The 15,549-nt window shown below is 61.3% G+C and carries 14 protein-coding genes and 1 pseudogene; 10 read left to right on the top strand and 5 right to left on the bottom strand.

What is annotated here, in order from left to right:
- The first annotated feature begins 50 nt into the window (after positions 1-50).
- Together EO139_RS03735 and EO139_RS03730 are read left to right on the top strand one after the other, a co-directional pair.
- A complete protein-coding gene (locus EO139_RS03735) occupies positions 51-740 on the top strand; it encodes a glutathione S-transferase family protein (protein ID WP_126969356.1) in 690 nt (229 codons plus the stop codon).
- A 515-nt stretch (positions 741-1,255) separates the two neighbouring features.
- The gene (locus EO139_RS03730) at positions 1,256-1,825 is read left to right on the top strand and encodes a hypothetical protein (RefSeq protein WP_126969354.1); all 570 of its coding nucleotides are present in this window, start codon (positions 1,256-1,258) and stop codon (positions 1,823-1,825) included.
- Between the two features lie 20 nt (positions 1,826-1,845).
- Here EO139_RS03730 and EO139_RS03725 read toward each other — a convergent pair whose 3' ends face one another.
- Positions 1,846-2,442, bottom strand: coding sequence for an NAD(P)H-dependent oxidoreductase (locus tag EO139_RS03725; protein WP_126969352.1), 597 nt, complete (start codon positions 2,440-2,442; stop codon positions 1,846-1,848).
- Positions 2,443-2,649: 207 nt separating this feature from the next.
- Positions 2,650-2,976: a nuclear transport factor 2 family protein gene (locus tag EO139_RS03720; protein WP_126969350.1), complete on the bottom strand. Its 327-nt coding sequence runs from the start codon at positions 2,974-2,976 to the stop codon at positions 2,650-2,652.
- Between the two features lie 88 nt (positions 2,977-3,064).
- Here EO139_RS03720 and EO139_RS03715 point away from each other — a divergent pair, with 88 nt between their 5' ends.
- From EO139_RS03715 to EO139_RS03705, 3 genes and pseudogenes are all read left to right on the top strand, one after another.
- Positions 3,065-3,409: a helix-turn-helix domain-containing protein gene (locus EO139_RS03715; RefSeq protein ID WP_126969348.1), complete on the top strand. Its 345-nt coding sequence runs from the start codon at positions 3,065-3,067 to the stop codon at positions 3,407-3,409.
- Positions 3,410-3,457: 48 nt separating this feature from the next.
- Positions 3,458-3,669: pseudogene (locus EO139_RS03710) on the top strand (transposase); the annotation flags it as partial.
- Complete coding sequence (locus EO139_RS03705; protein ID WP_126969345.1) at positions 3,666-8,057, top strand: hypothetical protein; 4,392 nt, start codon at positions 3,666-3,668, stop codon at positions 8,055-8,057. The pseudogene EO139_RS03710 and the gene EO139_RS03705, both read left to right, overlap by 4 nt.
- Before the next feature lie 448 nt (positions 8,058-8,505).
- On the opposite strand, the gene EO139_RS03700 is transcribed toward EO139_RS03705, so the two are convergent.
- Entirely contained in the window at positions 8,506-8,727 is a 222-nt protein-coding gene (locus EO139_RS03700) for a hypothetical protein (protein WP_164739718.1), read from the bottom strand.
- A gap of 607 nt (positions 8,728-9,334) precedes the next feature.
- Here EO139_RS03700 and EO139_RS03695 point away from each other — a divergent pair.
- The 4 genes from EO139_RS03695 to EO139_RS03680 all read left to right on the top strand — a co-directional run bounded on the left by EO139_RS03695 (position 9,335) and on the right by EO139_RS03680 (position 13,972).
- The gene (locus EO139_RS03695; RefSeq protein ID WP_126969341.1) at positions 9,335-9,688 is read left to right on the top strand and encodes a SymE family type I addiction module toxin; all 354 of its coding nucleotides are present in this window, start codon (positions 9,335-9,337) and stop codon (positions 9,686-9,688) included.
- 117 nt (positions 9,689-9,805) lie between these two features.
- A complete protein-coding gene (locus tag EO139_RS03690) occupies positions 9,806-10,486 on the top strand; it encodes an RNA polymerase sigma factor (RefSeq protein ID WP_241235904.1) in 681 nt (226 codons plus the stop codon).
- A 367-nt stretch (positions 10,487-10,853) separates the two neighbouring features.
- Positions 10,854-12,116, top strand: coding sequence for a pectate lyase (locus EO139_RS03685; RefSeq protein WP_126969337.1), 1,263 nt, complete (start codon positions 10,854-10,856; stop codon positions 12,114-12,116).
- A 578-nt stretch (positions 12,117-12,694) separates the two neighbouring features.
- Positions 12,695-13,972, top strand: coding sequence for a pectate lyase (locus tag EO139_RS03680; protein WP_126969335.1), 1,278 nt, complete (start codon positions 12,695-12,697; stop codon positions 13,970-13,972).
- A 151-nt stretch (positions 13,973-14,123) separates the two neighbouring features.
- On the opposite strand, the gene EO139_RS03675 is transcribed toward EO139_RS03680, so the two are convergent.
- The gene (locus tag EO139_RS03675; protein ID WP_119127203.1) at positions 14,124-14,531 is read right to left on the bottom strand and encodes a DoxX family protein; all 408 of its coding nucleotides are present in this window, start codon (positions 14,529-14,531) and stop codon (positions 14,124-14,126) included.
- Positions 14,532-14,623: 92 nt separating this feature from the next.
- On the opposite strand from EO139_RS03675, the gene EO139_RS03670 reads away from it, so the two are divergent.
- A complete protein-coding gene (locus EO139_RS03670; RefSeq protein WP_126969333.1) occupies positions 14,624-15,001 on the top strand; it encodes a helix-turn-helix domain-containing protein in 378 nt (125 codons plus the stop codon).
- A 309-nt stretch (positions 15,002-15,310) separates the two neighbouring features.
- Here the strand turns inward: EO139_RS03670 and EO139_RS03665 are convergent, their stop codons facing one another.
- A complete protein-coding gene (locus tag EO139_RS03665) occupies positions 15,311-15,490 on the bottom strand; it encodes a CsbD family protein (RefSeq protein WP_102580081.1) in 180 nt (59 codons plus the stop codon).
- Positions 15,491-15,549 lie beyond the last annotated feature (59 nt).

The raw sequence follows: 15,549 nt of genomic DNA, 5'->3' as shown, positions 1-15,549 counted from the left end.
CGGCCCACGGCTGCCCTGGCACCCCCCTTTCGCAACGCGAGCCATTGCCCATGCCCAACACCCTCACCCTGATCAGCCACCCGCTGTGCCCGTTCGTGCAACGCGCCGCCATCGTGCTGCTGGAACACGCCGTCGCCTTCGAGCGCGTGGACATCGACCTGCACGCCAAGCCGGACTGGTTCCTGGCCCTGTCGCCCACCGGCAAGGTGCCGCTGCTGCGCATCGGCCAGCCGGACGGCAGCGTGGCCACCCTGTTCGAGAGCGTGGTGATCTGCGACTACCTCGACGAGACCAGCGGCAGCACCAGCCTGTACCCGCGCGACCCGCTGCAACGTGCACAGCAACGCGCCTGGATCGAGTTTGCCGCGCCCACCTTTGCCGACGCCTGGCAGTTCCTCAATGCCAGCGACCAGGCCAGCGCCGACACCGCCAGCGCCGCCTTCCGCGGCAAGCTGCAAAAGCTCGAGCAGGCGCTGGGCCAGGGCCCGTATTTCGCCGGCCCCACGTTCGGCATGGTCGATGTGGTGTTCGCCCCGCTGCTGCGCTACTTCGGCCTGCTGCCCGCCGATGTCTGTGCACCCATCTTTGAAGGGCTGCCGCGCGTCGGCGCATGGCGCGCCGCCCTGGCCGCGCGGCCCAGCGTCATCGGCGCGGTGGCGCAGGACTACGCCAGCCGCTTCCAGCAGCATCTGTACAGGCAGCGCGCCCTGCTGGCAGAGGCGGTGCGTGTGCCGGCGTAAGCAGCCAAGGCCAACTTGCAGGGTGGCCGCACCGTCTGCCCTCGCTGTATAGCGTGTGGTGCGGTGGAGCGGGCGCGTGCGGCAGGCACAGGGGCACGCGCGTTAGCAGGTGTGCATCCGCCATGCCCCTCGACGTTGCGGCGCCATGCGGCTGAGCCAATACTGCGCAGGTCTTCTTTCCGCCGAGCGCTCTGCGCGCCTTATTCTTCAACGCCGAGCTGACCTTTCGTCATGAGGCGATGAATGGAGGAGCGACGGTCACAGTGACCTTTGGCGAAGATGCGCAACAGGGCGGCATGGTGTTTCGATTTCAAGCAGCACGTGATTAGGCAGCACCCTAAGATCTCCTCATCGCCCGCAGTGGGTGATCAATGACGCTGATGCATGAGCTGCCTCCACGCTCTCACCGAGAGGTTGGCAAGGTGATACACCATATTCGAGCGGTGTGTTGGCGTCCGCGCAAACACCATGAAGACAGCAAGCCAACCACCACCTGCCAAGCACAAGGACATTCGATGAAGCCCTGGGCCGTCATCCTGATCGCTACCGCACTGCTTTGCAGCAGCCCCGCAATCGCGGCCGGCAGGCTGCACGTACAGCTGGAACAGCCTCCACACAGCCCGCAGCTACCCGAGCAGGCGACGCGTTTGCAGATCGTCGCCCAGAATGATGGCGACCAGGCGGTAGAGCTGCTCGATCAATCCTTTCCACGGTTAAACAGGCACGGGTCGATGATGAACAACGTGCTGAGCGTGCGCGATACCAGCGGCAGCGAGGCTCCATACGATGGCGTCTACGTCAATCTGGAGGGCGCGCCGGAGGACACTTACGTCACCATTGCGCCGGGTCAGCGGCGAGTCGTCATAGTGGATCTGCAACGCAACTACAGGCTCACGCCTGGGCAAACCTACACCGTGAGCCTGCGTAGCCCGGTGCTACATCTGGCCCGGCCCAGGGCAGCCTTTGCCGATGGCTCGCAAGACGCACTACGTGCAGCATGGCAGCAAGCCACGGCCAATAGCGTGGATGTAGAAGCAGGGCATCCGGGTCTCACCGGCGTACGCAGCGTCCCCGCACGGCCGTAGTCCACCGCAGCGCGACCGGTTTACACCTTGGCGCCAAACACCCGTCCACCCACCGCGCGCGCTGTGGCGTAGTGCGACTCCGGAAACTGTGCATCAGGCAGCAACAGCAGTTCGGTGGTATGTACCGGCGCCCCGCAGAAATCGAAGATGCCGTGGGCGATCTGGGTCTTCATCGCACCGAAATAGCCATGGCGTGCATAGGTGCGCTCGTCTGCGCCGCCGATGGCCAGCAGATGCACGTCCAGATGCTGCAGCTTCTTTATGATCTTTCCGTCAGCGCTTTCGTCGAACGCCCAGCCCAGCGTAAACACCCGGTCGATCCAGCCCTTGAGCAGCGCCGGAAACGACCACCAATAGATCGGAAACACCAGCACTAATGCATCCGCACGGTCCAGCCGCGCATGCTCGGCCGCCACATCCGGCGGCGGCGCAGTCTGCTGCTGGAACAACGCAACGTCCGCCTGGGTGAAGCGCGGGTCGAAGCCCTCCTGCGTCAGGTCGGCGACCTCAACCGTATGCGATGAATCCGACGCCACGATGGCATCGCGTAACTGTGCGGCCACTGCGTGCGTGTGCGAGCGTGGCTCGGGGTGTGCAACAACAACCAAGGCATGCATGGGGCGGTACCTCCAAAGCGAGGGAATAAAGGCCAAGGCGTTCCGGCAACGCGCAGCCTTGGCGTGGTGCGGTTTCTGTGAGTTCGATGCGCGCATCGGCGGCCTGAGCGGCATATCAGCAGGATTACTGCCGCAGCTGGCGCCACGCCTGCTGGTAACTGCGGCTGCAGCATGCAGCGCAAGGCACGCGACCCACGCGCCACCCGCTCAGTCGATCTCCAGCGCTGCGATCTTGCCGTCGACCAAGCGGAACACATGCACCAGCTCTAGCGGGCTCTGCGGGAATGCCCCTGAGACTTCGGCGGTGACATGCAGCGCATCGCCGTGGGTGCGAGCCTCACCCGGCACCGCACGGTACGGCGTGGTGGCCTGCGCATGCGCCAACCATGCCGCAATCGCGGCCGCGCCCTGATGCTGATGACCGGCATCGCGCACCACCGCATCAATAGCCAGGTATGGCAGCAGCACCGCCGCATCGCCCTGATTGCTGGCAGTAAAGAAGCAGGCAACCGCATCCGGCAGGGCAGGGGTCATGGCGTGGTCTCCACTGCAAACGTGTATGTCATCATCGGGAGCGGCATCACCGCCCGCAAGAACGCACGCAAAGGTAAGTCACGCACCCATGGGAAAGCCGCACACCCCGGACACCGCCGCCTGCGATGTCGAAGCCCTGCTCAATCTCATCCAGGGCCGCTGGAAATTAGTGCTGCTGTTTCATCTGTTCGACGGGCAGGTGCAGCGCTACTCCGACCTGGAACGCTTGGTCCCCGGCATCTCGCAAAAGATGCTGGCCCAGCAACTACGCCAGCTTGAACGCGACGGCCTGGTACTCCGCACCGTCTACCCACAGGTACCGCCGCAGGTGGATTACCGGCTGACGGCTTGGGGGCAGGCGCTGTGCCCTGCGTTGGATGCTTTGCTCGCGTGGGGCGAGGCGCGGCTACCGGCGCCCGAGCTGTCGCCGTAGTGATCGCTTGGTACAGTGCTTTGGCACGAGGGGACTAGACCATTGGAGCGCTGGGTCGTGGAGCGTAGTTTCGGTTGGGTCAATCGGTTCCGATCCCTGGCCAGTCATTACGAACGCCTGCCGGAACCCTGGCAGGTCTCCATTTCGTCGTTCTACCCACCCTCATTGGTTGGAAATTCCACGTCCCTACTAAAAAATTCTTAATACGTTCTAGGCCGAGTCACTTCGCCGCGTGGCACCGGAACCTGGGATCAGGTTGACCTCTAACCTGACCCCCTTTTCTTTTCACCACTTAAGGTCAAATTTCGCCATGCTCCAGGGGCATTCCGCGGTTCTCCGGACTTTCTTCGACCTCCCCAAGGATTACACTGACGATCCTGAGAGAGCAGAGTTCCTCGCTGATTTCACGGGCCTCGGCAAGATTAACTGGCCAGTGCTTCTTGAGTCTGATCGCGTGCTTATCGTATCTGAAGCAGGCATGGGAAAGACCTATGAATGCCAGCGCATGCAAGAACAGCTCTGGGACGAAGGTCGTCCTGCTTTCTTCGCCGAACTAGCGGCCCTAGGCGATACGTTAATTGAGGAAGGCTTCGATCCGGACCAGCTAGCACGTTTCGATGCCTGGAAATCTGCGCATACCGAGCGCGCCATTTTCTTTCTTGACTCGATCGACGAGGCGAAGCTCTCGCCGAGGCTATTCGAGCGCGCCGTGCGCTCCATTGCGCGCTCTTTGCATGGCCAGCTCGACCGCGCAACGATTGTCATCACTACGCGCCCGATCGCGATCGACCGGCAGATCATCGCAAGGTATCTCCCAGTGTCTTCACCCGAAACCTTAGAGGACGCTGAGACCGAATTTGCGAATGTTGCAATGCACGTCGAGACGCGAAAACGTGAAGAGCCTAAGCGGGCGCAATGGCGCGAGGTCGCTCTGTCGCCTCTTCGGAGAGAGCAGATGCGCACGCTGGCGCACGAGGCCACAGTCCATGATGTAGATGCACTCTTTAAGGCGATTGAAGCCCGCAACGCATACGACTTCGCGCGAAGGCCTCTCGACTTCTTGAACTTATGCGGAGATTGGAAGGAGCATGGCGCCATCCAGCGCCACCGCGACCAGATCAGTTCAGCAATCGACATCAGGCTCAGGAAGAATCCCAAGCGCGAAGAACGCAAAGATCTGAGCGGCGCGCGCGCGCGCGAGGCCTCTGCACGCCTCGCGTTCGCTCTCTTGATGCGCCGCCGGTTCGCACTTTGGTTTGGGGATGATGCCGACCGCGCGTCTGGTGATGGATCTGTCGATCCGTCAAAGGTACTCGGCGACTTCACCGGGGAAGAGATCGACACCCTGTTGCAGCGAGCGCTGTTCGGCTTTGCCAACTACGGCCGCGTGCGCTTTTATCACCGATCCGTGATTGAGTTTCTCGCCGCGGAGCACATTCAAGGCTTTGTCACCCGCGGCATGTCGCATCGTGCACTTGGACGGCTGCTGTTTGCCACGCTCCCGGATGGCCAAAGTCTCGTGCGCCCGGCGATGCGCTCGGTCGTAGCATGGCTTGCCGCAGGAAATGAGTATGTGCGCCAGGAGGTGTTGAAGCATGAGCCTGCGCTCCTCCTACACTTTGGCGATCCGGAGTCGCTCGACCTTCCGCTGCGACAGGCTGCGCTGGCCGCCTATGTGGCTCAGCAAGGCAAGGGAACTTGGCGCGGCCAAGCTGTATCGCAAGTACAGGTCGAGCGCTTCGCCTCAAGGGAACTGACCGCGGATGTCGCCCATCTCTGGTCGACCGGCATCGAGAATCCCGAGGTCAAGGACGCGCTCCTTGGCTTGATCGGCGCCGGGATCATGGTGGATAACGCCGACATCGCCTATGCAGTAGCGATCGATCCGGAGGAACAGCTCCCTACGCGCTTCAGTGCACTGGCGGCCTTGGCACGCCTATCGGACCCGCGCCTCCCGTTGCTTTTGGACGAGATGTCCAAGTCCAAAAATAACTGGCCATGGTCGCTTCGTCAGCGCGCAATCCTGGAGCTCTTCCCAGGCACGATGACCGTTGAACAGCTGGTTGGCATTTTGAAGACGGAGCCTGCTGAAGAGGAGTCCGTCTATGGCCAATACACACATTTGGCCAATGTCGCTGAGCAACCAGACCTTCCTCAGCATCAAGTCGAACTTCTCGATCGAGAACTATCGGCGCTTGTTGAGGGCGGCATCCACTGGCATAACGAGCATTACAAGCTTTGCACCAATCGGCAGAACCTGGTCCCGGTTCTCTTCGCCAGTAGCGTTCGGCGCCTTCGGGAAGGCCGCACCAACTCCGCGCTCACCCGCGACATTGCTATGTCGCTCCTCCTAGCCCGCGGGGATTATGACGCTGACGGGGATGCCAAGGCGCTTCACGCGGCCCTCAGTGATGCATCACCCGAGGTTCGCGCGGAGGTCTACTGGGCACAAGACGACATTGCTCAGAAGTACCATCTCAATGGCGACCGCCATGCTCGGGCGCGCTTGATCCGCGTCCATAGCGACGGCGGCTTCCGCGTCGATCCGATCAAGGATGAACAGTGGGTGGTGTCTGCGATCTCCGACCCCGCGCGCAGCCAAGCGGAACGTGCACTCGCGTTGGAGACTGCGAAGTCATTTACGCATAAGAAGACAAATCGGGAGGCGTGGGCGCGCAAGCTGCAAGCCGCTGCCCAGGGAAATGCGGACCTCGAAGCTGAGGCGGACTTCTTCGCCCAGCTCATCTCGGAGCCGCAAGAGCAGCCTGCCTGGATGAGACAGGATGCCGAACGCCAAGAAACCAATCGTCGCAAGCATGCCCGTGGACTGTCTAACTGGCGCCTGCGCTTTCGCGAGATCACGGAGCACCCGAATGACGTATTCGCTGCCGCACGGGTGGAAGGAACGATCTGGGATGTATGGCGCGCAATGGATACCGACCGAGGTGAGCATGAGCATGCGGGCTGGAACAGAGGCTTTCTCGAGCGGATGTTTGGAAAGCAGATCGCCGATCGTTTTCAAGCAGCGTTCTCGGCTGACTGGCGGACGAGGTCGCCAACGGTTCGCTCTGAGAGAGCGAAGGATGAGAAGGGCACCTATCTTGTCGTCTGGCGCATGGGGCTCGCTGGCGTATACGCCGAAGCGGAAGACCCGCATTGGGCCGACAGGCTCTCCGCTGACGAGGCGAAGCTTGCGTGCCGGTATGCGCTACTGGATCTCAATCGCCTGCCGCGTTGGGTTGAGCAGTTAGCGGTGCGACACCCGCGGGCAGTTGAAGAAATTATTGGAGCCGAGCTGGAAGACACGTTGCGCGACGGAGACGACTTGCACGGAATGCTCCTGAGGTATGTTCAGCGCAGTGCCCCGGCAGTGGCAACGCTGCTTCTACCGCGCGTTCAGACCTGGGTTCGCACTGTTCTGGCCGAAGGTCCAATTTCTGGGCCTGACCAGAAGACGATGGAGCATGCAACCTCATACCTGTTCGAGTTGGGCACGGCTGCCGATGTAATGATTCTCGAAGTCGCTGCGCTTGCGGCGATCGAAAAAGGCGCGACCGAGCCTACGCTTGATCTCTGGCTTCCCATTCTTGCGCGCATCAATCTCACGGGGCTAGCGGACGCGTTGGAGCGTCTAGGTGAGTCGGTGACGCCCGCCAAGAGATCAGACATGGTTCGGTGGATCGGCGCGCTCTTCGGCCATCACGCCACGATCGATATCGCTACCCTAAGCGAGCAGCCGGAACTACTCCTGCGATTTGTTCGTCTGGCCAATCGCCATGTACGTAGCGAGGACGACGACACCCGGCGAGGCGTGCGTGAGAGTGGCGTTCGTGATAACGCTGAGTATGCGAGAAGCTCGCTTTCGAACGCTTTTCTCGATGCACCAGGCCCGGAAGCTTGGAAATTGAAGCTCAGCTTGGCAGATGACCCCGATGTGGCGCGCTATCGTGACCGACTGATTGCGATTGGAAGAGAGAAGCTCGCTCAGGAGCTGGACGCTGAGGCGATGACTGAGAGAGACGTGATCGCGTTTGAGGAAAATTTCGAAGTCGCCCCGCGAAGCCGGTGGCAGATGGCGCAGCTACTTGCGTCGAGGCTTGATGATGTAGACGACCTGCTTCGGCAGGATGAATCACCCCGCGAACTCTGGGAGAAGATCACAGAGGAAAAGCTGCTACGGCGCGAACTCGCATCGCAGTTTCGACAACGTTCGTTGAACTCCTACACCACTACCCAAGAGTCAGTGACGGCCGAAGAGAAAGAGACGGACATTCGCCTGATCTCTACTGCACCGGGAGGTCAACAGGCGTCGGTTGAACTGAAGATTGGCGAGAATGGCTACACCTACAAGAATCTGAGCGACGCACTGAGGATGCAGTTGGTTGGGCAGTACATGGCGCCGGAGTATCGGCGCGTGGGAGTCCTCTGGATCTCATGGCGTGGCCAGAAGACTTGGGAGGATCCAGAAACTGGCGAGGCAATGACTTTCGGCGAAGTGATTCGCCGCCTTAACAAGGAGGCTGAAGCGTTGTTAGCTGGTCTTGGGGCAGACGCGTTCTTGACAGTTCGTGGCCTCTACCTCGGCGGCGTGAAGCTCGGTGTCAAGCCTAAAAAAGCTCGCAAGGCCGCGAGAAGAAAGCCCAGCTGATACCGGGCTCCCATTTCTCTTCGCTAATTAGGGGTTATTCTTGACGCACTGGAATAACGGGGCAGGCTTACTTATTCAATTCGACGACTCTGCCATCCACCCGCAGCATCCGATACCTGCTAATACCCAATCGCTAGCAGGGGAAGGGCGTGGCGTCGTGCGCCATCGAGTTGTACGGCTGCCGCGCTCGGGCGATTTACTTGTTCGTTGCTTTACCGGCGGCTAAAGCGTACGCCTTATGCATGCGCCCGCTGCACGCGCGCGTTTGTGCACAGCGCTGATGCTACCAGTACGATGCAGCGCTATGGAGGTGATGCGGTCCATGACATTCTGCTTGTACGCACTGTTCATAGCCTGGGCGTAGTGCACGCGGGTAAATTAGGTCGTTTGCTGATCGCTGCACGCTTGGCGGCTCACATGGCGCCTTGCATGCATCGAAGGAAACGCACTACCCGGGGTTGCTCAAGTCACCCAGTACATCATTCACCTGCTCGGCCAAGTGCTGCAGGCAGTACGCCCATTGCTGCAGTGGAATCGCTGGTGCACTGAGCGAGCCTTCGTCGCGCGAACGCGGTGTGGCCAAGGTAGCGAGCAGGCGCAATTGGTCGCGTACGCGGAGCAGGTGGTATTGCGTGCCTTCGGACATCCAGTAGCCGGGTTCGTTGTGCATGCCGCTCTCCTTGCCGTGAGGCAGCTCCCGCTGCACAACGCAGCGGGATGCCGGGAGGCTAGAAACCGTACAGAGACGGCGGGCGTATTCCCCTTGCGGGTGTTGTATTGGCCGCCCTCCCGGCGTAGGAACGCCGAGCCACACCTGATCTTTCGACCAGGCATAAAAAATCCACCGGCTTTCGAAGGTGGCGACCGCTCTGTAAGGAGTTTCTAGGCTCCGACTGGAAGTGTGCGTATGGCGATGCATCGGGTCAAGTTGAAGCGATAGCCGGTGTGCGGCAGCGCGACTCTGCATAAACGTTTTTCGAGTGAACGTGCGGTGGCAATGGCCCGCTGCTGCCAGTTGACACATCACCACACACGTAGCAATCTCGGCTGCAAGGAGCCTAGAAACTCCTCACGTAGCGGTACCCACCTCCGTCAAACCGGTGGGTTTTTTGTGCCTGCATTCTCGCAGGTGCAACCGACGCAATGCCTGCGTCGGGAGGGCGGCTAATACAACACTCCTTCGGGAGGAATACGCCCGCCGGCTACGTGCGGTTTCTAGCCTCCCGACATCCCGTCGCGTCGCGCGACGGGGCCTGTTTGTCAAGGAGGGCTTTGCCATGCGTCGATCCCCATCCCGCCCCACGCCTGCGCGCAAGCGCGCCACGGTGCCGCCGCCTACCGAAGTTGTCTGGCGCTCGCTGGATCCTTCGATCCCGCCGCGGCGCTACCTCGAGCGCACGCCCATCCCCGAACCCCGCGCCGAACCCCGCACACCACGGCAGCCCGGCCGCCCGCGTGCGCCGCAGCAGTGCACCGTTGGCTATGGGTACTATCCCGACAGTCACCAGCGTGTTCCCACCCTGCGCCTGCGCGGCCGCTGGCTGGAACAATTGGGCTTTGCCATCGGCAGCAAGCTGCACATCCGCCAGCGCGATGGCGAGCTGGTCATCAGCCTTGTAGACCCACATTGATCACGCCGCAGCGCATGCGCGCACCGCATGCGCCCGGCCCGTTGCTGGAGATGTCGCATGATGAGTGAGGGCATGACCGGCGCGTCGCGTGCAGACCGCCACGGTGTCATCGGCCAGGTGGTCGCGGCACGCGCGCACGCCGCAAGCGCGGTGCCGGTTGAGCGCTACGGCAGCCGCCCGTGGCGCCACCGCAGCGCCTACGCTGTGCGCGAGTTGCCGGCCCGCGCGCCCGCGGCGGGTCTCTACGCGCTTGGCCGCGTCGCCACGCGCTGGCAGGTGCGCGAGGAGCACGCGCCGGCCAGGGAACGCTTCGACCAGGCCGTGGTGCAGCTGCAGGCAGAGCTGCTCACCTACATGCGGCGGCGCCTGCGCGACCCGCACACCGCCGCCGACCTCGCCCAGGAAACGCTGCTGCGCCTGCTGGCCTACCGCAACACGCCAGACATCCACAGCTACAAGCTGCTGCTGTACCGCATTGCCCACAACGTGGTGCTGGAGCACTGGCGCACGCGCCACCGCAGGCACGCCGCCCGCCATGTGCCGCTGGAGGACAGCGAACCGCTCGCCGCCGCTGGCACGGCGGTGGACCAGCTGGTGGACGCCCGCCGCACCCTGCAGCACCTGCACACCCACACGCTGCCCGCGCTGCCGCCCAAATGCCGCCAGGCCTTCATGCTCAACCGCTTCGACGGCCTCACCTACCCGGAAGTCGCCGCCGTCATGGGCATCTCGGTCAAAATGGTGGAAAAACACATCAGCCGCGCCCTGGCCGCCTGCCGCGCGGCGGTGGGTGAGTGAGGTCAGTGCATCGCACTGCGTAGGTTCGCGGTGCATCACGAGCAGCCGGGCGCTGGCCCGGTTCATCGCGCTTAGCTATTCGGCTACGTTAGCGGCACGCGGCTCCACCGGTCACTAATAGGGTGGTGCTCATTCGGTCAGGGTGCGCCACGTCATCCTGTTAAGACTCCGTTCGCTGCTCTTCGCTCCCGTCTCCTTGGGTTCTCTTTGAGCGCCAACGACTGTGACGCGCAACGGGGACCCAGCGCGAGAATTCCCCTAGTGTTACATCAGGCAACGACGGCAAACGCGAGTCACTCGGCTCGCCGCCGATTGCAGACAAACGCGCATCACCCCACAACACAGCGCCCCCAACGCGAGGTTCTTCATGATCGATGTCATCAAGCGGAAAATCTTCTCAAGACGTTCGGTCATGGGGTCCGTGTTTTCCACCGTCATGCTCTTGGCTGGAACGACAACCGCGGCACTGGCAAGCGAGCCGGTCGGCTTCGGTGCGGGTACCACCGGAGGCGCGGGGGGCGAGGTGGTCGATGTCTCCACACCGGCAGAGCTCAAGAATGCCTTGTGCCAGCGTTACCAGGGCTATACCTGCATAGACGACACGCCTCGCATCATCCGCCTGAACACCGTCATCGACTTCACGGCAACGCTGGGAACCACGTCCACAACGGGCTGCGTTTACGCTGACAGACAGTGTGCAGAGCCGAGCGGGAAGCAGGAGCGGGTTCTGGACAACGGGTCATACTGCAGCGGTCGTACAACGTTCCCACTGACCTACGACAACGCAGCGAAGTCACTGCTGTCCGTGGGTTCGAACAAGACGCTGATCGGTGTCGGGGCATCGGCGGGGATAAAGGGCACGGGCTTGTCGATGACCGGCGGTGTGTCGAACATCATCGTGCGGAACCTGTCGATCACCGATCTCAATGAGGGCATCGTCTTTGGCGGCGATGCAATCAGCATCGATAACGCAAGCAGGATCTGGATCGACCACAACGCGTTCGCACGCATCGGCCGGCAGATGATCGTGACGGGCTGGGGGCCGGCCAAGGCAGTCACCATTTCCAACAACATGTTTGATGGCGAGACCGCGTATGGGCACTACTGCAATGGTCGAAGCTCCTGGATCATGCTGCTGATCGGCGAAGCTGAAGAAATCACCCTGCTGGCAAATCACTTCCACGCCACCGCAGGGCGTTCGCCGGAAATCGGTACGGGCGGCATGATTCATCTGGTGAACAATCTGTATACGTCCAACTTCTATTTTGGCGCCACTGCGTCGAGGGACGTCAACCTGTTGGCCGAAGGGAACTACTTCAATCCAGAGGGCCAATACTTCTTCCCTGTCGCCAGTACACCCGGCGATCTGGTGTTCGCGCCACTGGATGAGAACGTGTCCTCCACCGGGTCGCTTTGCTCGCAGACGCTGGGGCGTTCCTGTGTCACCAGTTACACGGAAACCGGACAGGAATCGTTTTTGCTGGACACCACGGTGATGGCCAATATTGCCGGCAATGCGACCTGGAAGAATGCGATAGGCAGCGTCAGGCCGATGATGTCCAACGACGTCGCCAAGTCGGTGGCCGCCAACGCAGGGCCAAGAGCCGATCCGGACAGCGTTAGCCGGTAGTTTCAAGCGGGTAAGGGATATCTGGCGGCGTAAGGTGCGCGATGTCGCAGGCACCTGCTGCGCCGACATTTGGTGTCTTACCCAAGCATGTCGCTTGGCGCTGTACTACAGCGTCCGATAGGTGCATGACCCAGCGCGAGCGGCAGGCCGGATCAAAAAAACATTGGCGGCGGCTGCGCCAACATCTGTTTCAATGGTCTCTACACCGAAGCTCGGTGCCGATAACCGGGTGAGGCCTGGCCTGTTGAAGCGGTGGCCTGCGCAAATGACGACGTGCTTTGACATTTTTCAAGCCGACACCGCGCCTCTTTCGTCGGTGGCATGACGACTCTGGTGAAGTAGACGCAGGGCGTGCCACCTCATCCTGTCAAGACTCCATTCCTTGCTCTTCGCTCCCGTTTCCTCGGGTTCTCTTTGAGCGACGACGACTGTGACGCGCAACGGGGACCCAACGCGAGAATTTCCCTAGTGTTCCGACAGGCAGCGACGGCAAACGTGAGTCACTCGGCTCGCCGCCGATTGGCAGTCAGACGCAATCGCCCCCCCACAACACAGCGCCCCCAGCGCAAAGGTTCTTCATGATCGATGTCATCAAGCGGCAAATCTTCTCAAGACGTTCGGTCATGGGACCCGTGTTTTCCACCGTCGTGCTATTGGCTGGAACGACAACCGCGGCACTGGCAAGCGAGCCGGTCGGCTTCGGCGCGGGAACCACCGGAGGCACGGGGGGCGAGGTGGTCGATGTATCGACGCCAGCAGAGCTTAAGGACGCTCTGTGCCAGCGTTACCAGGGCGCTAACTGCATAGACGATACGCCTCGCATCATCCGGTTGAATACAGTCATCGACTTCAGGGGAACGGAGGGAACCATTTCCGGAAAGGGCTGCGTTTACTCTGACAGACAATGCGTGGGGCCGACCGGCAAACAGGAAAAGATTCTGGATGTGCTCGGATACTGTGGCACTGGCCCAACGTTCCCGATGACCTATGACAGCGCAGCAGCATCGGCGTTGCTGGTGGGTTCGAACAAGACGGTGATCGGTATTGGGGCGTCGGCGGGGATCAAGGGCAAAGGCTTGACGATGACCGGGGGCGTGTCAAACATCATTGTGCGGAACCTGTCGATCACCGATATCAATGAGGGCATCGTCTTTGCTGGCGATGCGATCACCGTCGATAACGCAAGCAGGATCTGGATCGACCATAACGCGTTCGCACGGATTGGCCGACAGATGATCGTGACGGGCTGGGGCGCCGCTAAAGCGATGACCATCTCCAACAACACGTTTGACGGCGAGACTGAGTATGGGCACTTCTGCAATGGTCGAAGCTCCTGGATCCTGCTGCTGAACGGAGATGCTCAAGAAATCACTTTGGTAGCGAATCACTTCTATGCCACCGCAGGGCGTTCTCCGGAAATGGGCACGCCAGCGGGAGGCACTGGTGGCGTCATTCATCTGGTGAACAATCTTTACACCTCAAACTTTTACATTGGCGCTTCTGCGACAACGACCGTCAGCCTGTTGATGGAGGGTAACTACTTCACTCCTGGAGGCGAGTTCTTTGTCCCGATCACGGACACACCCGGCGATCTGGTGTTCGCGCCACTGGATGAGAACGTGTCCTCCACTGGGTCGCTTTGCTCACAGACGCTGGGGCGTTCCTGTGTCACCAGTTACACGGAAACCGGACAGGAATCGTTTCTGCTGGACACCACGGTGATGGCCAATATTGCCGGCAATGCGACCTGGAAGAATGCGATAGGCAGCGTCAGGCCGATGATGTCCAACGACGTCGCCAAGTCGGTGGCCGCCAACGCAGGGCCAAGGGCCGATCCGGACAGCGTTAGCAGGTAGCCTCAAGCGGGGGGCGAGACGCACGTGCTCGTCGCCTTGCCCGTGGCTGTGCGCCTGCTTTGCACACTTCGAGTTAGCGCGAGGGTGAGGGTACTGGCTGGGCCGGGCGCGTTGTAGCGGCCCGGCAGACAGCGCTCAACCGGGTATCCAATCACTGCAGCGTTGCGTGGATGGCCGCTGCCGTCGGCGCATAGGGCGAAGGCGGCTGGCGGGCGGCGTTTTGCGTGCCGAACGAGGCGAGCAGAAAGAGCAGGCCCAGCGCGGCCGGTACCGCACCCTTGGGCTTGCGCACACCCAGATGCGCCATGCCGGATAACAGCAGGTGATAGAACATGCCGGCGTAAGCGAGATCGCTCAGCGCGGTGTTGAAGTGCCACACAATCGCCACCGGGCCCAGGATCTTGATGACGATCATCCAGGGCACCAGCAACGGCGCCGAATAGCCCAGCTCGGCCTGCGCCTTGCGCACGAACTCACCCTTGGCCAGATACATGCGGGCAGAGGCGAGATACAGCAGGCACAGCAGGGCGGTACTGATCCAATAGACAGAGATGCTCATGGTTTTTGCCAGTCAATAAGTAAATGCAACCGGCAATCAGAATGTCGCCTAAGATACCTATTGAAAAGTAGGATGAATCACTGGGGCTTAGTATGAAAAAGCAGACCATTGATACAGGCGAGCCCAATATGCATGAGGAAATGCGCCGTGCATTTGCGCTGCTGTCGGGGAAATGGAAGCTGGAAATCATGTGGCTGCTGAATCAGCGGATGTATCGCTTTGGCGAGCTGCGCGCGGCAATCCCCGGCATCACTCAACACATGCTGACGGCGCAATTGCGCGAGCTGGAAGCAGATGGCTTGGTCACACGCACCGTCTTTGCAGAGGTACCGCCACGCGTGGAATACGCCATCACGCCAAAGGCGCATGGACTGGGGCCAACTATGGAAGCGCTGACCGCGTGGTGGCAACAGTACGGCGACAGCATTGCGAAGCGGCCTGCTACACGCGGGCGCAAGCCAAGCGGTTAGAGACAAGCGGCTGGTCCTTCCGGGCGGGTTCATGACGCAGACCTATTGGCCGGCATGAGCGCGCATCTGTCCCAAGAATCGTTACAGCGATCTGCGCACAATCCTGGCGATCAGGCTTGTAGAGCAACACCTGTCCAGACCCCACAAACGCCAACGCCCCGATCATGTCGGGGCGTTGGTGCGATCTTGCCGAAGTGGGCGTTGCCGTTCGCACTGTCGTGCGTTACGGCTGCTGACCAGTCCACTGCTTCGCCGCGGCGGGCGTGACACCCGCGGGCAATGCAGTCGGCGTGGACGCCTTCGATCGACTTACTTGGAGGCGTCGCGCACTTTGTCGGCGACCTGGCCAGCCTTGTTCTGCACCTTGCCGACGTTCTTTTCGGTGGCGCCTTCCAGCTCGGTGCTCTTGTCGCCCGTGACACGGCCGACGGTTTCCTTGATCGAGCCCTTGATCTCTTTCGCGGTGCCTTCGATACGGTTCTTGTCCATGGGTGTGCCTCTTACGGTTGGGGATGTTGAAGGCCAGTCTGGACCCCGGAGGTGTGAGT

Source organism: Xanthomonas sp. BRIP62411 (genome assembly GCF_003993525.1).
GTDB classification, from domain to species: domain Bacteria; phylum Pseudomonadota; class Gammaproteobacteria; order Xanthomonadales; family Xanthomonadaceae; genus Xanthomonas; species Xanthomonas euroxanthea.
Note: the sequence above shows the minus strand (reverse complement) of the source record. Positions and strands in the feature narration are given on the sequence as shown.